The organism is Streptomyces sp. CA2R106 (assembly GCF_037034245.1).
GTDB lineage: Bacteria > Actinomycetota > Actinomycetes > Streptomycetales > Streptomycetaceae > Actinacidiphila.
Genome location: NZ_JBAGKC010000001.1, coordinates 1 through 18,749 on the forward strand (window position 1 = coordinate 1; position 18,749 = coordinate 18,749).

Annotated in this window: 17 protein-coding genes and 3 tRNA genes; 13 read left to right on the forward strand and 7 right to left on the reverse strand. The window is 72.8% G+C overall.

Features of this window, described 5'->3' with window-relative positions; translation table 11 throughout:
• Window positions 1-32 precede the first annotated feature (32 nt).
• Complete coding sequence (locus tag WA788_RS00005) at window positions 33-722, reverse strand: SLATT domain-containing protein (RefSeq protein WP_335970202.1); 690 nt, start codon at window positions 720-722, stop codon at window positions 33-35.
• Window positions 723-963: 241 nt separating this feature from the next.
• On the opposite strand from WA788_RS00005, the gene purD reads away from it, so the two are divergent.
• The 5 genes from purD to WA788_RS00030 all read left to right on the forward strand — a co-directional run bounded on the left by purD (window position 964) and on the right by WA788_RS00030 (window position 8,456).
• Window positions 964-2,223 carry a phosphoribosylamine--glycine ligase gene (purD, locus tag WA788_RS00010; RefSeq protein ID WP_335970206.1) on the forward strand — a complete coding sequence of 420 codons (1,260 nt, stop codon included), beginning with the start codon at window positions 964-966 and terminating at the stop codon, window positions 2,221-2,223.
• A 527-nt stretch (window positions 2,224-2,750) separates the two neighbouring features.
• Complete coding sequence (locus WA788_RS00015; protein ID WP_335970208.1) at window positions 2,751-4,445, forward strand: hypothetical protein; 1,695 nt, start codon at window positions 2,751-2,753, stop codon at window positions 4,443-4,445.
• A gap of 166 nt (window positions 4,446-4,611) precedes the next feature.
• The gene (locus WA788_RS00020; protein ID WP_335970211.1) at window positions 4,612-6,111 is read left to right on the forward strand and encodes a N,N-dimethylformamidase beta subunit family domain-containing protein; all 1,500 of its coding nucleotides are present in this window, start codon (window positions 4,612-4,614) and stop codon (window positions 6,109-6,111) included.
• Window positions 6,112-6,276: 165 nt separating this feature from the next.
• Window positions 6,277-7,200, forward strand: a complete 924-nt coding sequence (locus WA788_RS00025; protein WP_335970215.1) for a phosphoribosylaminoimidazolesuccinocarboxamide synthase — start codon at window positions 6,277-6,279, stop codon at window positions 7,198-7,200.
• 161 nt (window positions 7,201-7,361) lie between these two features.
• Window positions 7,362-8,456 carry an esterase-like activity of phytase family protein gene (locus tag WA788_RS00030; RefSeq protein ID WP_335970217.1) on the forward strand — a complete coding sequence of 365 codons (1,095 nt, stop codon included), beginning with the start codon at window positions 7,362-7,364 and terminating at the stop codon, window positions 8,454-8,456.
• Between the two features lie 73 nt (window positions 8,457-8,529).
• On the opposite strand, the gene WA788_RS00035 is transcribed toward WA788_RS00030, so the two are convergent.
• The 4 genes from WA788_RS00035 to WA788_RS00050 form a co-directional block, all read right to left on the reverse strand.
• Window positions 8,530-8,605: transfer RNA gene (locus WA788_RS00035), tRNA-Gly, on the reverse strand.
• A 133-nt stretch (window positions 8,606-8,738) separates the two neighbouring features.
• Window positions 8,739-8,814, reverse strand: a tRNA-Gly gene (locus WA788_RS00040).
• A 57-nt stretch (window positions 8,815-8,871) separates the two neighbouring features.
• Window positions 8,872-8,943: transfer RNA gene (locus WA788_RS00045), tRNA-Gly, on the reverse strand.
• A gap of 163 nt (window positions 8,944-9,106) precedes the next feature.
• Window positions 9,107-9,424 (reverse strand): histone-like nucleoid-structuring protein Lsr2, encoded by a 318-nt coding sequence (locus WA788_RS00050; protein ID WP_335970218.1) that lies wholly within the window; start codon window positions 9,422-9,424, stop codon window positions 9,107-9,109.
• Between the two features lie 327 nt (window positions 9,425-9,751).
• Here WA788_RS00050 and purS point away from each other — a divergent pair, with 327 nt between their 5' ends.
• Genes purS through purL form a run of 3 tightly spaced genes read left to right on the forward strand, consistent with a single transcriptional unit; the run spans window position 9,752 to window position 12,944 of the window.
• On the forward strand, window positions 9,752-9,997 hold the full coding sequence (gene purS / locus WA788_RS00055; protein WP_335970220.1) for a phosphoribosylformylglycinamidine synthase subunit PurS: 246 nt from the start codon (window positions 9,752-9,754) through the stop codon (window positions 9,995-9,997).
• Window positions 9,994-10,698, forward strand: a complete 705-nt coding sequence (gene purQ / locus WA788_RS00060; RefSeq protein ID WP_335970223.1) for a phosphoribosylformylglycinamidine synthase subunit PurQ — start codon at window positions 9,994-9,996, stop codon at window positions 10,696-10,698. The genes purS and purQ overlap by 4 nt, the downstream gene beginning before the upstream one ends.
• Complete coding sequence (purL, locus tag WA788_RS00065; RefSeq protein WP_335970226.1) at window positions 10,695-12,944, forward strand: phosphoribosylformylglycinamidine synthase subunit PurL; 2,250 nt, start codon at window positions 10,695-10,697, stop codon at window positions 12,942-12,944. The genes purQ and purL overlap by 4 nt, the downstream gene beginning before the upstream one ends.
• A gap of 77 nt (window positions 12,945-13,021) precedes the next feature.
• Here purL and WA788_RS00070 read toward each other — a convergent pair whose 3' ends face one another.
• Both WA788_RS00070 and WA788_RS00075 read right to left on the reverse strand, forming a co-directional pair.
• Window positions 13,022-13,423 carry a PIN domain-containing protein gene (locus WA788_RS00070; RefSeq protein WP_335970228.1) on the reverse strand — a complete coding sequence of 134 codons (402 nt, stop codon included), beginning with the start codon at window positions 13,421-13,423 and terminating at the stop codon, window positions 13,022-13,024.
• Window positions 13,408-13,662, reverse strand: a complete 255-nt coding sequence (locus tag WA788_RS00075; protein ID WP_335970231.1) for a type II toxin-antitoxin system Phd/YefM family antitoxin — start codon at window positions 13,660-13,662, stop codon at window positions 13,408-13,410. Before WA788_RS00075 ends, WA788_RS00070 begins: the two co-directional genes overlap by 16 nt.
• A gap of 181 nt (window positions 13,663-13,843) precedes the next feature.
• Here WA788_RS00075 and WA788_RS00080 point away from each other — a divergent pair, with 181 nt between their 5' ends.
• From WA788_RS00080 to purM, 5 genes are all read left to right on the forward strand, one after another.
• Entirely contained in the window at window positions 13,844-14,047 is a 204-nt protein-coding gene (locus WA788_RS00080; protein WP_335970233.1) for a DUF4177 domain-containing protein, read from the forward strand.
• 158 nt (window positions 14,048-14,205) lie between these two features.
• Window positions 14,206-14,823 carry a Uma2 family endonuclease gene (locus WA788_RS00085; RefSeq protein ID WP_335970235.1) on the forward strand — a complete coding sequence of 206 codons (618 nt, stop codon included), beginning with the start codon at window positions 14,206-14,208 and terminating at the stop codon, window positions 14,821-14,823.
• Window positions 14,824-14,833: 10 nt separating this feature from the next.
• Window positions 14,834-15,646, forward strand: coding sequence for a maleylpyruvate isomerase family mycothiol-dependent enzyme (locus WA788_RS00090; protein ID WP_335970237.1), 813 nt, complete (start codon window positions 14,834-14,836; stop codon window positions 15,644-15,646).
• A 361-nt stretch (window positions 15,647-16,007) separates the two neighbouring features.
• The gene (gene purF, locus WA788_RS00095) at window positions 16,008-17,525 is read left to right on the forward strand and encodes an amidophosphoribosyltransferase (RefSeq protein WP_335970239.1); all 1,518 of its coding nucleotides are present in this window, start codon (window positions 16,008-16,010) and stop codon (window positions 17,523-17,525) included.
• Window positions 17,526-17,573: 48 nt separating this feature from the next.
• Complete coding sequence (purM, locus tag WA788_RS00100) at window positions 17,574-18,647, forward strand: phosphoribosylformylglycinamidine cyclo-ligase (protein ID WP_335970241.1); 1,074 nt, start codon at window positions 17,574-17,576, stop codon at window positions 18,645-18,647.
• Window positions 18,648-18,749 lie beyond the last annotated feature (102 nt).

The following is an 18,749-nucleotide window of genomic DNA, read 5'->3' on the forward strand; positions in this document are numbered from 1 at the left end:
TGGGCCGGGGGGAGGGTGGGTGCCCGGAGACATTAGAAGCGGGGGGGCTCCGGGGGGCGTTGGTGGGGCATGGTGATGCGGGTGGGGCGGGGGGAGCGGGGGCGGGGTTCGGGGCGGGAAGGGGGCGCGGGGGTGGCCGTGGGGCAGGGGGAGCCGAAGGCGGACATCCAGTCGGAGGTCTCGACGCGGACGAGGTCGGCGATGTCGTCGCAGAAGCCGCGCAGGACCCCCAGGCAGCGTTCGACCGCTTCGGCGCCGGTCCCTTCGGCGGGCCCCAGGACCTCGCGGACCCCTTCGGCGGCCCAGTCGAAGCGGAAGGTGTCGACCCGGCGCTGGACGGCCTGCGCGGTGGCCATGTCCCGCATCCATCCGGTGGTGAGCCCGAGCAGGCGGTCGGCGGCGGCACAGGCGCCGGCGAGGAGGAGGGCGAGATAGCCCCAGCGGGCCAAGGCACCCTGACTGCTGGCGAGTTCGATGAGGGGGAGGGCGGCGGCGGCCGCACCGCAGACGGTGGTGCCCAGGCGCAGCGCGCGGGCGGCGCGCCGCTTGGGAAGGCGGCCGCGCAGGTACCAGTCGGCGGTGCGCAGGGCGCTCTCCTCGGCCCAGCGGTAGAGCGCTTCGAGGCGCGCGGCGGGCTCGGTCCAGTCGCCGGGCGGGAAGGGCTGCGCCCGCAGGTCCCCGGAGCGGGGCGCCCCCTCGGGAAACGTGTCAGGCTGGCTCACTGCGAGTGCTCCCTCGACCGCTGCGTACCGGGCAGACCGGCGGCCAGGCGTTCCGGGCGCACACGACTCCCCGGCACGCGCCGGTTGAAGCCCTCTTCTTACCGCCGAACGGCTGAGAGGGAAGCACCGATATCCGGAATTCAACCTGAAAAGGGTCCGTGATCAGGTATGGGGCCCTTGTCGTGATCCTTCGAAAGAGTGACGGCGTCCGGGCCCGGCCGGGCCCACTACCCTGGTGCGCGTGAAGGTCCTTGTCATCGGCGGCGGTGCCCGCGAACACGCCCTGTGCCGCTCTCTGTCCCTCGACCCCGAGGTCACCTCGCTGCACTGCGCCCCCGGCAACGCCGGCATCGCCGAGGTCGCCGAGCTGCACCCGGTCGACGCCCTGGACGGTGCCGCCGTCGCCGACCTCGCTGTGCGGCTCGGCGCCGACCTGGTCGTGGTGGGCCCCGAGGCGCCGCTGGTCGCCGGGGTCGCCGACGCCGTACGCGAGCGGGGCGTCGACTGCTTCGGCCCGTCCCGCGAGGCCGCCGCGCTGGAGGGCTCCAAGGCGTTCGCCAAGGACGTGATGGCCGCCGCCGGGGTGCCCACCGCCCGGTCGTACGTCTGCACCACGCCCGAGGAGATCGACACGGCGCTGGACGCGTTCGGCGCCCCGTACGTCGTCAAGGACGACGGGCTCGCCGCGGGCAAGGGCGTCGTGGTCACCGGTGACCTGGCCGTCGCCCGCGCGCACGCGCTCGCCTGCGACCGGGTGGTGATCGAGGAGTACCTCGACGGCCCCGAGGTGTCGCTCTTCGCGGTGACCGACGGCGAGACGGTGCTCCCGCTCCAGCCCGCACAGGACTTCAAGCGCGCCCTGGACGGCGACGAGGGCCCCAACACCGGCGGCATGGGCGCCTACTCCCCGCTGCCCTGGGCCGACCCGAAGCTGGTCGACGAGGTGGCGCGGACCGTGCTCCAGCCGACCGTCGACGAACTGCGCCGCCGCGGCACCCCCTTCGCCGGGCTGCTCTACGCCGGCCTGGCGATCACCTCCCGCGGGGTGCGGGTCATCGAGTTCAACGCCCGCTTCGGCGACCCCGAGACCCAGGTCGTGCTGGCCCGCCTGCGCACCCCGCTCGCCGGGCTGCTCCGCGCGGCCGCCACCGGCCAGCTCGCCACCCTCCCCGAGCTGCGCTGGAGCGACGGCGCCGCCGTGACCGTCGTCATCGCCTCGCACAACTACCCCGACACCCCCCGCACCGGCGACCCCATCACCGGCCTCGCCGACGTCGCCGCCCACGACGACCACGCCTACGTCCTCCACGCCGGCACCCGTACGGCCCAGGACGGCCAAATCGTCTCCGCCGGCGGCCGGGTCCTGTCCGTCACCGCCACCGGCTCCACCCTCGCCAAGGCCCGCGAACGCGCCTACCGCGGCGTCGCCCGCATCACCCTCGACGGCAGCCACCACCGCACCGACATCGCCGCCAAGGCCGCCACCCCGCCCCACCAGTAGCCCCGTGTCCGGGCGCCCAATTGCGCCCACAATCCTCCCCCGGCCAGCCCGTGGTAGCCGGTGAGCCGAAGGGGGCGCCGGTGTCGAAAGGGAGAGCGCGCGGAGTCCCCGAGGAACGAGGGGTCGAGCACGGTCGACCGTCGACACCGGGTTAAAGCCCCCGGAGGTGAACCGGCGGCAAAAAAGGGGCTTGAGCGGTGCCGCCGCGTAAGAACGGCTCGCACGTACCCCGAGCGCCGCGTAAGAACGGCCCCCACGTGACCCGAGCGGTACGTGCGAACGGCCCCCCGTACCCCGCCCCCACCCCCACCCCAAAAGCGCAAGGCCCCGCGCGAAAGCCACTCCAAGGAGTGATGCGTGGGCCATACGGCTGACTCCTTGGCGGCGCCCAACTATGGTGCCCGAAAGGCGCACCCCGGGGGCATTGCGGCAAACAGCCGCGCGGCATTGCGATGTCCGTGGGCGGTGCGACAGTGGGGAGAGGCCGTCACCGGGGCGGCCACCGCCAGCGCAGGGGGTGCCAGCCGATGGCCGGAGAAGCAGGTGAGGCCGCTGCGCGGGCACGCGCGGGCGCGGTCCTGCGGCTGCGCGGGTCGGCGCTCGCCGTGGCCCTGCTGCCCGCGGCGGCCGCGGTGGTGCTGCACGTCGGCGCGGCCACCGGCTGGATCGAGGGGGCCGGGTGGAGCGGCGTGCGGTGGGGCGTCACCGCCGCCGCGGTGCTGGTGCTCGCCGCGGCCGCGGCGGTCGGCGCCGTGATCGTGCGGGCCGAGCCCGCGGTCAGCCCCACCGTGCCGGTCGCGGAGTCGGCCGCGCCGGACCTGTATCTGATGGTGCGCGACCTGGCCGACCGCCTCCAGGTGCCGCCGCCCTCGGGGATAGAGCTGACCCCGGACTGCGACAGCTGGCTGGAGGACCGCCGGCGGGAAAAGCAGGAAAAGCAGGAAAAGCGGGAGAAGCAGGAGAAGCGGCAGGATCGGCCCTCGGACGGCGGCTGGGGCGCCGAGCGGCGCCCCGGGCCGGTCCTCGTGGTCGGCTCGCCGTTCATGTGGTGGATGCGGGTCGGCGAGCTGCGCGCGCTGCTCGCTCCCGTCGTCGCCGGCACCGCCCCCTCGGCCGACCCCGAGATATCCGCGGCCCGCCGCTTCGTCCGCGGCCTGGACGCGGCGGCCGCCGTCGCCGCGCAGGGCCGGGCCCGTACCGGCGGGCGGGGCGTGCTGGGCCGCCCGCTGTACGCCGCCCTCGGCGGAGTCGTACGGCTGCTGCTGCGCGCCTGCCGGGGGCATGCGGCGGAGATGGAGCGCGGGGTGGCCGCCTCGGCGTCCGAGCGCGCCCAGGCCGTCGACTACGGGCTGCGGATCGTCGCCCAGGAGCAGGTCGGGCTCGCCTACGCGGGCTGGGACCGGCTGCTCACCCGGGTCGCGCTGCCCGCCTGGCGTACCGGCCGCTGGCCGTCGCGGCTGCACGCGGGTGTCGTCGCCGCGCTCACCGAGCTGTCCCGGCGGGACCGGCTCGCCGACGGCTTCGAGACCCGGCTGGGCGAACGCCCGGCCTGCGACCTGCTCGACGAGCCCGGCGCGGTGGACGAGGCGGTCTCCCTGCTCGCCGCGCGGATCTTCCACGGCGGCCCGGAGCGGTCCCGGCCCGGCTGGGAGCCGGTGAGCTGGGCCCGCTACCCGGCGGAGGTCGTCGAGCGGCTCTGGCGGGAGGAGGCCGGCCGCCTCATACGCGTCATCGACGAGATGCGGCCCTCCGTCGAGCCCGCTGCCGCGCGGTCGTTCCCGGCCGCCGCGGGGCGCGCCCTGCTGGTCGGCGGGGAGGACGAGGCGCCCTTCGGCGCGGTGACCCTGGAGCGGGTGATCGACCGGCTCGCCGTGCCCGGCGGCCACGAGGGCGAAGCCGTCGCCGCCCGGCTCGCCGCCGCACCGCCCCCCGGGCCGTACGCGGAGCCCGCCACCGCCTACCCGCTCGTGCCCGAGCGCACCGGGCGGGAACTCCTCGCCGACCACGTCGTCGCCGTGGTCTGCTGCGCCGCCGTCGACACCGCCGGCGCCGGCGCCGGGCTCGACTGGCTCGACGGCCCCGCGCTGCGCCTCGCCGGTGTGCGCCGCACCGAGCTCAGCTCGGCCGTCCTCCACCTCGTCGAGTCCGGCGACCCCAGCCCGCTGCACGAGTGGCTGACCTCCACCCCGATCCGCCCCACCAAGCCCTTGCGGCTGCCGTAGCGGCAGAGCCCTGGTGGAACCCCGGCGGAACCCCGGCGAGGCCGTACACCACACGAAAAAGGGAAACTCTACGAAACGTGACTGACGCGCTGCAATGTGTGATGTGCTGAGCGTGAGCACACCGCACGGTTGCACCGCGCGGAGCGCAGACGCGGGAGGCGATGTCGTGGGGGAAGTACGACGCTGGGAGTCGGGCGCGCTGGCGCACGGGGTCTCGGACCCGTTCGGCCAGGGCCCGCTTCCGTGGCTGACGGGAGAACCCCAGTACCCGGGCGACGACGGCCGCGTGGTGCCCTGGTACGTGGACCTCGCCGCGAGCAACGGGAAAGCGCCGCGCAAACCGCACCTGCCGGGCCCGCGCACCGCGGACGACGTGCGCCGGCAGATCAAGGGGTTCGCCGCCCAGTCGGCCGCGGCGCCCGGCGAGGCGATCGACTTCAGGATCACCGTGGACCCGCCGCAGGAGTTCACCGTCGACGTCTACCGGATCGGCCACTACGGAGGCGACGGCGCCGCCCAGGTCACCGCGAGCCCGCGGCTGTCCGGCATCGCGCAGCCCGCCCCGCTGGTGGCGGGCCGCACCGTCTCCTGCCACCACTGGTGGCAGTCGTGGCGGCTGCACATCCCGCCGTACTGGAAGACCGGCGCCTATGTCGCGGTGCTCACCACCGCCGACGGCTACCGCAGCCATGTGCCGTTCACCGTGCGGGATCTGGAGGCCCCGGCCGATCTGCTGCTCCTGCTGCCGGACATCACCTGGCAGGCGTACAACCTCTATCCGGAGGACGGCCGGACCGGCGCGAGCCTGTACCACGCGTGGGACGACGAGGGGCGGCTGCTCGGCGAGGAGGAGGCGGCGACCACCGTCTCCTTCGACCGCCCCTATGCGGGCGCGGGCCTGCCCCTGCACATCGGCCACGCCTACGACTTCGTCCGGTTCGCCGAGCGCTATGGCTACGACCTGGCGTACGCCGACGCCCGCGATCTGCACGCGGGCCGGATCGCCCCCGACCGCTACCGGGCGCTGGTCTTCCCCGGGCACGACGAGTACTGGTCCACCCCGATGCGCCGGGCGGCCGAGCAGGCCCGGGAGGGCGGCACCTCGCTGGTCTTCCTCTCGGCGAACACCATGTTCTGGCAGGTGGAGCTGGCCCCGGCCGCGGACGGCGGCCCGGACCGCCTGCTGACCTGCCGCAAGCGCCGCGGCGAGGGCGGCCAGGGCGAGGCGGCGAAGGGCCGGACCGCGCTGTGGCGCGACCAGGGCGAGCCGGAGCAGCTGCTGATCGGGGTGCAGTACGCCGGCCGGGTCCCGCAGCCCGCGCCGCTGGTGGTGCGCAACGCCGACCACTGGCTGTGGGAGGCCACCGGCGCGACCGAGGGCACCGAGATCCCCGGGCTCGTCGCGGGCGAGGCCGACCGCTACTTCCCGCGGGTCCCGCTGCCGGACTCCACCGAGCGCATCCTGCTCGCGCACTCCCCGTACGAGGCGACCGACGGCCGGATGTGCCACCAGGAGACGTCGCTGTACCGCGCGCCCAGCGGGGCGTACGTCTTCGCGTCCGGCACCTTCGCCTGGTCGCCCGCGCTGGACCGGCCCGGCCATGTGGACGCGCGGGTGCAGCGGGCGACCGCGAACCTGCTCGACCGGATCTGCAAGCGGGACTGACCCCGTTCCGCACGGGGGACCGGCCGCCGCCCCCGGCCCGCCCCCGGCCCCCCGCCACCCGGACCTGCCACTCCGGACCTGCCCGGCCGGGCGGGCCCTCGCGCGCCGCGGCCGCCCCCGTAGGCGAGAATCGGAGCCGAGCCACCGACTGGGGAGGACCCGCACATGCCCGGATTCGTCGACAAGCCCGAGCCCGCACAGGTGCCGGGCCTGACCCACCTGCACACCGGGAAGGTCCGGGACCTGTACCGGAACGAGGCCGGCGACCTGGTGATGGTGGCCAGCGACCGCACCTCCGCCTACGACTGGGTGCTGCCCAGCCTCATCCCGGACAAGGGCCGGGTGCTGACCCGGCTGTCCCTGTGGTGGTTCGACCAGCTCGCCGACCTGGCGCCCAACCACGTGGTCTCCACCGAGGTGCCCGCGGGCGCCCCCGCCGACTGGGCCGGGCGCACCATGGTCTGCCGGTCGCTGCGGATGGTCCCGGTCGAGGCGGTGGCCCGCGGCTACCTGACCGGCTCCGGCCTGGCCGAGTACGAGCGCAGCCGCACCGTCTGCGGGGTCGCGCTGCCCGAGGGCCTGGTGGACGGCTCGCAGCTGCCCGCACCGATCTTCACCCCGGCGACCAAGGCCGCGGTCGGCGAGCACGACGAGAACGTGTCGTACGAGGAGGTGGCCCGGCAGGTCGGCGCGGAGACCGCGGCGCTGCTGCGGCAGAACACGCTCGCGGTGTACACCCGGGCCCGGGACATCGCCGCCGAGCGCGGACTGATCCTCGCGGACACGAAGTTCGAGTTCGGCTACGACGACGGCGCCGCGGCCCAGGACGGCAGCGCGCCCCTGGTGCTCGCCGACGAGGTGCTGACCCCGGACTCCTCCCGGTTCTGGCCCGCGGACGGCTGGGAGCCCGGCCACGCCCAGCCCTCGTACGACAAGCAGTTCATCCGGGACTGGCTCACCTCGGACGCGTCCGGGTGGGACCGGCACGGTCAGCTGCCCCCGCCGGAGCTGCCGCAGGACATCGTCGAGCAGTCCCGCGCCCGTTACCTCGAGGCGTACGAGCGGCTGACCGGCCTGCCCTGGTCGTAGCGGTGCGAGGCCGTGCGCCACCGCCCGCACCCGCGGCGGCGCACGGCGGCCTGCCGCGGGCGTTCGGCTGCTCGTCGTGCTCCGTTTCACCCCGCGGCCCGCAAGGTCGTGCAGAATCGTGCGGCGTAATGACTCCTGCCACCGAACGTGGAGTGTCACCTGTGCGCACGAAGGCTCTTCTCGCCGCCCCGACCGTCCTGTTGACCGCGCTCGCCTGCCTCGGCGGCGCGGGCACCGCCCAGGCCCACGGCGGCGGACCGGCCGGCCGTCCGGGGCAGCCGGCGGCGGGCACCTGCTCGGCGAACGTCGGCATCGACGGCTACTCCGACGCCCTGGACAAGACGACCTTCGACGGCACCTTCGTCGGCAACTTCTCCGCGCTCGCGATGGACGCGCACGGCACCCTGGACGCGCTGTCCGACCGCTCCTCGCTGTTCACGCTGAGCGGCCACACGCTGGACGACCTCACCCCGCAGAAGGTGGTGCAGCTCGCCGACGAGAACGGCAAGGAGCTGGACTCCGAGGCCCTGGTCGTGGACCGGGACGGCACCCGGCTGATCACCTCCGAGACCGAGCCGTCGATCCGCCGCTACAGCCGGGACGGGGCGACGATACTCGGCAGCCTGCCGGTACCCGGCGCGCTCGAGGTCGCCCCCGCCGGGCGGGCCACCTCCAACCTGACCTTCGAGGGTCTGGCGCTCCAGCCCGGCGGCCGCACCCTGGTGGCGTCCATGGAGGGCGCGCTGTCCGGCGACAACTCCGACCTGGTGCGCTTCCAGACCTGGCAGCGCAAGGGCAACGGCCAGGACTTCGCGCTCGGCCGGCAGCTGGCGTACCAGGTCGACACCGACCCCAACGGCACCCTGCTCGGGGTCTCCGACATCGCGCCCACCGGTGACGGCCGGCTGCTGGTGCTGGAGCGCGGCTACACCTCGGGCTACGGCAACACCGTGCGGCTCTACCTGGCCGACCCGTCCCGCGCCACCGATGTCAGCCGCGTCACCGACCTGACCGGGCAGAAGAGCGTCAAGGTCATGCCGAAGACGCTGCTCGCCGACATCGGCTCCTGCCCGTCGCTGGGCGCCACCGCCAAGCAGGCCCAGCCGAACCCGCTGCTGGACAACATCGAGGGCGTGGCCGTCACCGGGCACACCGCGGGCGGCGGGCTGCGCCTGATGCTGGTCAGCGACGACAACGCGGGCTCCACGCAGGTCACCCGCTTCTACGCGCTGACCGCGCGGCTGCCGCGCCGCTGAGGTCCCCGCGCCGCCGAGTCGGCCGAGCGTACGACGAAGGCCCCGGTCGAACCGACCGGGGCCTTCCTCCTGCTGGAGCGGACGACGAGATTCGAACTCGCGACCCTCACCTTGGCAAGGTGATGCTCTACCAACTGAGCCACGTCCGCAGGGCGTGTCCACACTCTACCCGATCCGCCAGGGCAGCGGAAAAACGGTTTCCGACCGCACACCGGACCGTCGCACCCGGGGGCCCTGCACAGCAGAGAGCCCCGGACCGGTGATCGATCCGGGGCTCTCCCTTGGAGCGGACGACGAGATTCGAACTCGCGACCCTCACCTTGGCAAGGTGATGCTCTACCAACTGAGCCACGTCCGCAGGTGCTGCGACCACTGTACCCGATCGGCCCAGTGGGCCGAACGAGCCGGTGATCAGAGCGGGTGACAGGGATCGCACACTGCGCCTCCCCCCTGGAAGGGGGGCGCTCTACTACTGAGCTACACCCGCGTGACCTCCGCTGACCTGGGCTTTTCGGCCCCGTCCTGCGGTGTGCCCTTAGATTAGCGGACGACCCGGGGGGCCTGTCCAATCGACACCGCCCGCGCGGCGAACGGGCGTTGGGAAGCGGCGGCCGGGGCCGCCGCTCCGGGCCGGCGGACCGCCCGGCGGCTCAACTCGCCTTGTTGAACGCCTCGTAGACCTTCTTGGGGATACGGCCGCGGGCGGGCACCTCGAACCCGTTCGACTGCGCCCAGGCGCGGACGGTCGCCGGGGTGGGGGCGATCGGGGTGCGCTTGTAGGCGTGTCCGGAGAGGGTGCGGCGGCGGCCGGCCTCGACGTACGGAGCGAGTTCCCGGCGCAGTCTGTCCGCGTTCTGCGTCGAGAGGTCGATCTCGTACCACTGGCCGTCCACGCCGAAGGCGATGGTCTCCTCGGCGGTGCCGCCGTCGAGATCGTCGGCCAGGGTGACCAGTACGCGCTGCGCCATCGGGATCGGTCCTTTCTCGAGCCGGCTGCCTGCGGTCGCGTCGGGGGCGGACCCTGGCGGGGTCCGCGACCGGGGCGCCCGAGGGGGGAATGGGGCGGTGGGGTTACCCGTTACTGCTGTTAATTCCCGCTGCATCCACGCCGCAAGCCTCTTCGCTTCCGGGACCCTATGTTTTCCGCCGCCAGGTAACCCAGGTATTTCGTCAGCCGATATCCAAACGTGATCGGCGATCTGCGACCGATGTCACGTTGCGGTATATCTACTCGCGTAGATTTCCTCACCCGGTAGGCTGAGAGAACCTCACGCACCACACCATCGGGAGTGCCAGTGGCACGCGTCGTCGTCGACGTCATGCTCAAGCCGGAGATCCTCGACCCCCAGGGCCAGGCCGTACAGCGCGCGCTGCCCCGGCTCGGCTTCGACGGGATCTCCGACGTCCGTCAGGGAAAGCGCTTTGAACTGGAGGTCGACGGTCCCGTCGACGACGCAGCGCTCGCCCGTATTCGGCAGTTGGCGGAAACCTTTCTCGCCAACACCGTGATCGAGGACTTCACCGTAAAGGTGGAGTCGTGACTGCACGCATTGGTGTCGTCACATTTCCCGGGACCCTTGACGACCGCGACACCCAGCGCGCCGTGCGCGTGGCGGGCGCCGAGGCGGTCCCGCTGTGGCACCGCGAGAAGGACCTGAAGCAGGTCGACGCGGTGGTCCTGCCCGGCGGGTTCAGTTACGGCGACTATCTGCGGGCGGGGGCGATCTCCCGTTTCTCGCCGGTGATGGAGTCGGTCATCGAGCAGGCGCGGGCCGGAATGCCCGTCCTGGGGATCTGCAACGGTTTCCAGGTGCTCACCGAGGCCCACCTGCTGCCCGGCGCGATGCTGCGCAACACCGAGCTGCACTTCGTCTGCCGCGACCAGAAACTGCGGGTCGAGACCAGCGGCACCGCGTGGACCGCGGACTACGCGGCGGGCCAGGAGATCTCCATCCCGCTGAAGAACATCGACGGCCGCTACACCGCGGACGAGCGCGTGCTCGACGAGCTGGAGGCCGAGGGCCGGGTGGTCTTCCGCTACGCCACCGACGGCCCCGCCGCGGACGGCTACGGCAACCCGAACGGTTCGCAGCGCGACATCGCCGGGATCACCAACGCGGCCGGCAACGTGGTCGGCCTCATGCCGCACCCGGAGCACGCGGTCGAGTCGCTGATCGGCACCGGCCGCACCGACGGGCTGGGCTTCTTCACCTCGGTACTCAAGAAGTTGGTAGGCGCGTGAGTCTCGATACAGTCCAGCATGCCGAGCAGACGCCTGAGGTGGAGCTGCCGTGGAAGGCGCTCGGTCTCAAGGAGGACGAGTACCTGCGGGTCCGGGAGATCCTGGGGCGCCGTCCGACCGGGGCCGAGCTGGCGATGTACTCGGTGATGTGGTCGGAGCACTGCTCGTACAAGTCGAGCAAGGTGCACCTGAAGCAGTTCGGCGCCAAGGCCCCGCAGACCGACGCGCTGCTCGTCGGCATCGGCGAGAACGCCGGCGTGGTCGACGTCGGCGAGGGCTACGCGGTCACCTTCAAGGTCGAGTCGCACAACCACCCGTCGTACGTCGAGCCCTACCAGGGCGCGGCCACCGGGGTCGGCGGCATCGTGCGCGACATCATCGCGATGGGCGCGCGGCCGGTCGCCGTGGTGGACCCGCTGCGGATGGGCGCGGCCGACCACCCCGACACCAAGCGGGTGCTGCCCGGCGTGGTCGCGGGCATCGGCGGCTACGGCAACTGCCTGGGCCTGCCGAACATCGGCGGCGAGCTGGTCTTCGACGCCTGCTACCAGGGCAACCCGTTGGTGAACGCGGGCGCGATCGGCGTGATGCGGCATGAGGACATCCACCTCGCCAAGGCGTCCGGCGCCGGCAACAAGGTGATCCTGTACGGCGCCAGGACCGGCGGCGACGGCATCGGCGGCGCCTCGATCCTCGCCTCGGAGACGTTCGACGCCACCAAGCCGAGCAAGCGGCCGGCGGTGCAGGTCGGCGACCCGTTCCAGGAGAAGCTGCTGATCGAGTGCACCCTGGAGGCGTTCGCCGAGAAACTGGTGGTCGGCATCCAGGACCTGGGGGCGGCGGGCCTGTCCTGCGCCACCAGCGAGCTGGCCTCCAACGGCTCCGGCGGCATGCGCGTCGAACTGGACGACGTACCGCTGCGCGACTCCACGCTCTCGCCCGAGGAGATCCTCATGAGCGAGTCGCAGGAGCGGATGTGCGCGGTGGTGGAGCCGGCGAAGGTCGAACGCTTCCTGGCGATCTGCGAGAAGTGGGACGTCATCGCCACCGTCGTCGGCGAGGTCACCGACGGGGACCGGCTGGAGATCTTCTGGCACGGCGAGAAGATCGTCGACGTGGACCCGCGTACGGTCGCGCACGAGGGTCCGACGTACGAGCGCCCGTACGCCCGGCCGTCCTGGCAGGACGCGCTCCAGGCGGACGACGCCGGTGCGCTGGCCCGCCCGGAAACCGGTGCGGAGCTGCGCGCGCAGGCGCTGCGGGTGCTCTCCTCGCCGAACGTCGCCTCGAAGGCGTGGGTCACCGACCAGTACGACCGGTTCGTGCAGGGCAACACGGTGCTGGCCCAGCCCGAGGACGCGGGCATGATCCGGGTCAACGAGGAGACCGGTCTCGGCGTCGCCATCGCCACCGACGGCAACGGCCGCTACACGAAGCTCGACCCGTACACCGGTGCGCAGCTCGCGCTCGCGGAGGCGTACCGCAACGTGGCGGCGACCGGCGCGAAGCCGCTGGCGATCTCGGACTGCCTGAACTTCGGGTCGCCCGAGGACCCGGACGTGATGTGGCAGTTCGTGGAGGCGATCCGCGGGCTGGCCGACGGCTGCCTCCAGCTCGGCACGCCGGTCACCGGCGGCAATGTCTCGCTCTACAACCAGACCGGTGAGGCGGCCATCCACCCCACCCCGGTCGTCGCGGTGCTCGGCGTGATCGACGACGTGGCGCGCCGCACTCCGATGGCGTTCGCCGACGAGGGCCACCTGCTCTACCTGCTCGGGGAGACCCGGGAGGAGTTCGGCGGCTCGGTCTGGTCGCAGGTCGTGCACGACCACCTCGGCGGGCTGCCGCCGGCGGTGGACCTGGAGCGGGAGCGGCTGCTCGGCGAGATCCTGATCTCCGCGTCGCGGGACGGCATGGTCGACGCTGCCCACGACCTGTCCGACGGCGGGCTGCTCGCCGCGGTCACCGAGTCCTGCCTGCGCGGCGGGCACGGGGCGCGCCTGGTCGTCCCCGACGGCCTGTCGGCGTTCACCTTCCTGCTCTCCGAGTCCGCCGGCCGTGCGCTGGTCGCGGTGCCGCGCTCCGAGGAGCTCCGGTTCACCGACATGTGCGGTGCGCGGGGCCTGCCGGCCACCCGCGTCGGTGTGGTCGACGGGCAGGCCCTGGAGGTCCAGGGCGAGTTCGAGATCCCCCTCGAAGAGCTCTCCGAGGCCCACCACACGGCCATCCCGCAGCTCCTCGCCTGAGGGTCCGTCGTATCCGCGGTAAAAGGGGCGCCCCGCCGGTCTTCCGGCGGGGCGCCCCTTTGCGCGGCGCGGACCGCTCAGGGCGTCAGATCCGCGATCCGTACCCCGGGCAGGTCGGCGAATGCCGCTTTGCGGTCGCGCGTCACCACGGCCCGGGCGGTGGCTGCCGCTGTGGCGGCGATGATCAGGTCATGCGCTCCGCGCGGCTTGCCCGCTCGCCGTACGTGCGCCAGCAGGCGGGCGTGGACCCGGGCGACATCGAGGCCGTATTCCTCGACCGGTACGACCGCGAGCACGGCCGTGACGAAGTCCTCGCGCGGCTGGCGGCGGACCTCGTCGGCGAGTTCGACACCGAGGAGCAACTCGGCCGCGCTCACCGCGGCGATGGCGACGTCATCGTCGTCGGCGAAGGTGACAGGGGTGCCGGTGCGCTCGATGCCGATCAGCACACCGGTGTCGAGGATCAGGCGTCGGGCCACGTTGCCGTCATCTCGTCGGTCAGCAGCTCTCGGGCCGCGGCCACGTCGGCGGCGAACGCGTCGTCCGTCGGGAGGGTCGTGAGGATTTCGTTGAGCGCGGCGCCGTTCCCCGCGCTGGCGGGCCCGATCTGGGCGAGGCGGCGTCCGGCCCTGGTGATCACGATGGTCTCGCCGTGCTCCGCGGCATCCAGGATTGAGGCGAAGTTCCGCGAGGCTTCGGTGGCGGTCATTAGCTTCATGGAATCAGACTATCTGATTCCGCCGTCGGACGCCGGGCCGGGCGAGGTGCGCGGACGGCCCGCACTGCGGCTCCCGGACTCGCCTGACCCCCGGCGCCGGGGAGGGAACCTTTGGGTGGGGGTGGGGCGTCAGCAGGGGGTGACGGGGCATGGCGTTCCGCACCACCGAGAGAGGCCGTACATGTACGAGTACAAGGTCGTCACCTTCCGCGAAGCGCTGATCGGGGACGCGCTCGACAGCGACAAGCTGGAGAAGACGCTCAACAAGCACGCCGAGGACGGCTGGGTGCTGAAGGACATCACGTCCGGCGACGTGAAGGGCCGGATCGGCCCCGGCGCTGTCGACGGCCTGCTCATCACCTTCGAGCGGCCCCGCCAGGGCTGACCCGGGGCCGACCGCCCCACGCTCCGCGACCCGCGCGGCTACGCTCGTTGTCCAGGTGAATGGACATACGTGAGCGTGGCCGCGTGGTCACGTTCGGCTGATGGACGTCTATACGATCAGAAGCCGAGCGTGAGAATCCGGGCACAGGGAGGTACAGGGTGACCGCCGTGGATGACCGGCCGCGAGCGCGGGTGCAAGGGGAACTCCGACCTGAGGAGTTCGAGATCATTGCTGCCGACGCGGCCCGTGACGTCGAGGGTCTCCGCCTTGAGTTCATCGGCGGAAAGTTGGGGTTCAAGACAGTGCCGGACGCGGTTCACACGGCGATCACGATGTGGCTGCTTCGGCAGTGCATGCAGCAGAAGCCGCAGTGGGATCTTCACATCGGACAAGGGCTGCGGATCGAGACGTACCGGGAAGGCAGGGCCATCCCTGACGGCGTACTCGCGCCGGTCGCGAACTTCGTGGGGCAGAGTGGAGAGTGGGTTGACCCCGATGGCGTGCTGATGGTCCTTGAGGTCACGTCCTACGACCGTGACACCGAGCAGCGCGATCGGTTCGACAAGCCGCGTGCGTACGCCGAGTCCGGCATTCCTGTCTACCTGCTGATCGACCGAGATGCCCGTGCCACGAAGGTCTACAGCGAACCGGCGGCGGGGGAGTACCACGAGCAGTACCTCATCCCGTTCGGCAAGGTCGTGTTGTTGCCCGAGCCGGTCGGGATCAAGCTGGACACCCAGCAATTGCTGACCTGGGCCTCGGCGCCCGAAAGCTAAGCTCGGGGGTATGCCGAGCCCGAGTGAGAGCCGCCGCCGTGTTCGTACGTACGACCCCGCGCGGACGTGGCGGGCGTTGGGTGCGCAGGTGGGCCATGTGCGGGTGGCGGTGCGCGGGTTGACCGGGGAGCAGTGGAAGTGGCCGTCGGGGCTGCCGGGTTGGGACGTGCGGCTGCTGGTGGTGCACATGGTGCGGCAGGTGGAGGCCGTGGGGGTGCTGCTCGACGAGGAGCCGCCGCCGGCCGGGGCGAGGACGGTGGGCCTGGACACCTGGGCGCTGTCCACCGCCGGGATCGCGGCGGAGCTGGACGCGTTCACCCGGGCGGAGGAGGCGCGGACCGCCGATCCGCTCGCCGCGCTCGACACCGCGGCGGACCGGCTGGCGGCGCTGGCGGACGAGGCGACCGGGAGCGACCGGCTCGTGCCGAGCCCCTTCGGCGCGATGCGGGCGGCCGACTTCCTGGTGACGCGGTTGGTGGAGCTGGTCGTGCACAGTGACGACCTGGCGCGGGCCGCCGGGGTCGAGGTCGGGTTCGACCGGCACGCGGTCGCCGGGGCGGTGCGGGTGCTGGCGGACGCGCTGGCCGCGAAGGCGCCCGGGAACGCGGTGGAGGTGCGGGTGCCGCCGTATGCGGCCGTGCAGTGCGTGGAGGGGCCGCGGCACACCCGCGGGACACCGCCGAACGTCGTCGAGACCGACCCCATGACCTGGCTGCGGCTGGCGGCGGGGCGGGCGGGCTTCGCGGACGAGGTGGACGCCGCCCGCGTCTCCGCCTCCGGCGAACGGGCCGACCTCGCGCCGTACCTCCCCGTCCTGGGGTAGTGCCTCCGGCGGGGCGGGCCGCACCCCCCGGGCTGCCTCGTCCTGCCGGTCGCGGGGCCACCTGCCGGTGGGGGGCTTGTCGCGCAGTTCCTCGCGCCCCTTTGCCCCCGGGGGTTGCCTGGTTCTGTGGGTTGGGGGGTCGCCTGCCGGTGGGGGGGGGGCTTGTCGCGCGGTTCCTCGCGCCCCTGGCGCTGGTTCACCGAGGGGCGGGTGGCTGGAAAGAGACGTTGGGGCGCGGTCGCCGGGAGGGCGTACGGTGAACATCACATTGCTTGCGGCGTAAGGGATGACGCGCGTAGACCCGAGGAAATGAAGGTTCGTCCGTTCGGATGAGGGGCATTCCTGCTCTAGACTCGAGAACGTGCCTCGTGGTGACGGACGACTCAGCCACGACCTGCTCCCCGGTGAGAAGGGCCCCCAGGACGCCTGCGGCGTCTTCGGTGTCTGGGCCCCGGGAGAAGAGGTCGCCAAACTCACCTACTTCGGGCTGTACGCCCTGCAGCACCGCGGACAGGAGTCCGCGGGCATCGCAGTGAGCAACGGCTCCCAGATCCTGGTCTTCAAGGACATGGGCCTGGTCTCCCAGGTCTTCGACGAGACCTCCCTCGGCTCGCTGACCGGCCACATCGCCGTCGGCCACGCCCGCTACTCGACCACCGGCGCGTCCGTGTGGGAGAACGCGCAGCCCACCTTCCGCGCGACCGCGCACGGCTCGATCGCGCTCGGCCACAACGGCAACCTGGTGAACACCGCCGAGCTGGCCGAGATGGTGGCCGCGCTGCCGCAGGGGCCCGGACGGGCCACGAAGGTCGCGGCGACCAACGACACCGACCTGATCACCGCCCTGCTGGCGGGCCAGGTCGGCGAGGACGGCACCCCGCTGTCGGTCGAGGACGCGGCACCACAGGTGCTGCCGAAGATCAAGGGTGCTTTCAGCCTCGTCTACATGGACGAGCACACGCTGTACGCGGCCCGCGACCCGCAGGGCATCCGCCCGCTGGTGCTGGGCCGGCTGGAGCGCGGCTGGGTGGTGGCCTCGGAGAGCGCCGCCCTGGACATCTGCGGCGCCACCTTCGTCCGGGAGATCGAGCCCGGCGAGCTGATCGCGGTCGACGAGCAGGGGCTGCGCTCCTCCCGCTTCGCCGCGGCCCGCCCCAAGGGCTGCGTCTTCGAGTACGTCTACCTCGCCCGCCCCGACACCGACATCGCCGGCCGCAACGTCTACCTGTCCCGGGTCGAGATGGGCCGCCGGCTGGCCGCCGAGGCCCCGGTCGAGGCCGACCTGGTGATACCGACCCCGGAGTCCGGCACGCCGGCCGCGGTCGGCTACGCGGAGGCCAGCGGCATCCCGTACGGCTCCGGCCTGGTGAAGAACTCCTACGTCGGCCGGACCTTCATCCAGCCGTCGCAGACGATCCGGCAGCTCGGCATCCGGCTGAAGCTCAATCCGCTCAAGGAGGTCATCCGCGGCAAGCGGCTGGTCGTGGTGGACGACTCGATCGTCCGCGGCAACACGCAGCGCGCGCTCGTCCGGATGCTCCGCGAGGCCGGCGCCGCCGAGGTGCACGTGCGGATCTCCTCGCCGCCGGTGAAGTGGCCCTGCTTCTTCGGCATCGACTTCGCCACCCGCGCCGAGCTGATCGCCAACGGCATGAGCGTCGAGGAGATCGGGCAGTCGCTGGGCGCGGACTCGCTGGCGTACATCTCGATCGACGCGATGGTCGAGGCGACCACGATCGCCAAGCCCAACCTGTGCCGGGCCTGCTTCGACGGCGAGTACCCGATGGAGCTGCCCGACCCCGAGCTGCTCGGCAAGCAGCTGCTGGAGGTCGAGCTGGCCGGTGGCGCCGACGCCGCCGACGCGCTCCGCCGGCCGTGAGCCCGCGCCGACCCGACCCGTACGACCGACACGAAGGTTCCCCCAGCCATGTCTGAGACAACCGGTGCCAGCTACGCAGCCGCGGGCGTCGACATCGAGGCGGGCGACCGCGCCGTCACCCTGATGAAGGAGTGGGTGCGCAAGGCGTCCCGCCCCGAGGTGGTCGGCGGGCTCGGCGGCTTCGCCGGGCTCTTCGACGCCTCGGCCCTGAAGCGCTACGAGCGCCCGCTGCTCGCGTCGGCGACCGACGGCGTGGGCACCAAGGTGGACATCGCCCGCCGGATGGGGGTCTACGACACGATCGGCCACGACCTGGTCGGCATGGTCGTGGACGATCTGGTGGTGTGCGGCGCCGAGCCGCTGTTCATGACCGACTACATCTGCGTCGGCAAGGTTTACCCGGAGCGGGTCGCGGCGATCGTCAAGGGCATCGCGGAGGGCTGCGTGCTGGCCGGCTGTGCGCTGGTCGGCGGCGAGACCGCCGAGCACCCCGGGCTGCTGGGCCCCGACGACTTCGACGTGGCGGGCGCGGGCACCGGCGTGGTCGAGGCCGACGGGCTGCTGGGCGCGGACCGGGTCCGGCCGGGCGACGCGGTGCTCGCGATCGGGTCCTCCGGACTTCACTCGAACGGGTACAGCCTGGTGCGCCACGTGCTCTTCGACCGGGCCGGCTGGGCGCTGGACCGCGAGGTGCCGGAGTTCGGCCGGACGCTCGGCGAGGAGCTGCTGGAGCCGACCCGGATCTACTCGCTGGACTGCCTGGCGCTGGCCCGCACCACCGAGGTGCACGCCTTCTCGCACATCACCGGCGGCGGTCTGGCCAACAACCTCGCCCGGGTGATCCCGGACCACCTCCAGGCGGTCGTCGAGCGGGCCACCTGGACGCCGGGGCCGGTCTTCGGGCTGGTCGGCGAGCTGGGCGGGGTGCCCCGCGCGGAGCTGGAGAAGACGCTGAACATGGGCGTGGGCATGATGGCGGTGCTGCCGCGCGCGTCGGTGGACGTGGCGCTGGCGGTGCTCGCCGACCGCGACGTGGACGCCTGGGTGGCCGGCGAGATCCGGGCACGCGAAAGCGGCGCGCCGGCCGTGGAGCTGACCGGCGACCATGGTGCCGCCGGCTGACCCGGCCAGGTCGCGCGTGAGGTGCCGACTACCCGCGGTACGCGGGCGCGCCCACGACGAAACCCGGCCCGGGGCGGACCCCGGGCCGGGCCTCAAGCGTTG

Excerpts from the sequence above, each read along its gene's own strand:
- WA788_RS00015 (WP_335970208.1), top strand. The coding sequence starts at position 2,751 with ATGGCCGGAGAAGCAGGTGAGGCCGCTGCGCGGGCACGCGCGGGCGCG.
- WA788_RS00025 (WP_335970215.1), top strand. The coding sequence starts at position 6,277 with ATGCCCGGATTCGTCGACAAGCCCGAGCCCGCACAGGTGCCGGGCCTG.
- WA788_RS00050 (WP_335970218.1), bottom strand. The coding sequence starts at position 9,424 with ATGGCGCAGCGCGTACTGGTCACCCTGGCCGACGATCTCGACGGCGGC.
- WA788_RS00075 (WP_335970231.1), bottom strand. The coding sequence starts at position 13,662 with ATGAAGCTAATGACCGCCACCGAAGCCTCGCGGAACTTCGCCTCAATC.
- WA788_RS00080 (WP_335970233.1), top strand. The coding sequence starts at position 13,844 with ATGTACGAGTACAAGGTCGTCACCTTCCGCGAAGCGCTGATCGGGGAC.
- WA788_RS00090 (WP_335970237.1), top strand. The coding sequence starts at position 14,834 with ATGCCGAGCCCGAGTGAGAGCCGCCGCCGTGTTCGTACGTACGACCCC.
- purM (WP_335970241.1), top strand. The coding sequence starts at position 17,574 with ATGTCTGAGACAACCGGTGCCAGCTACGCAGCCGCGGGCGTCGACATC.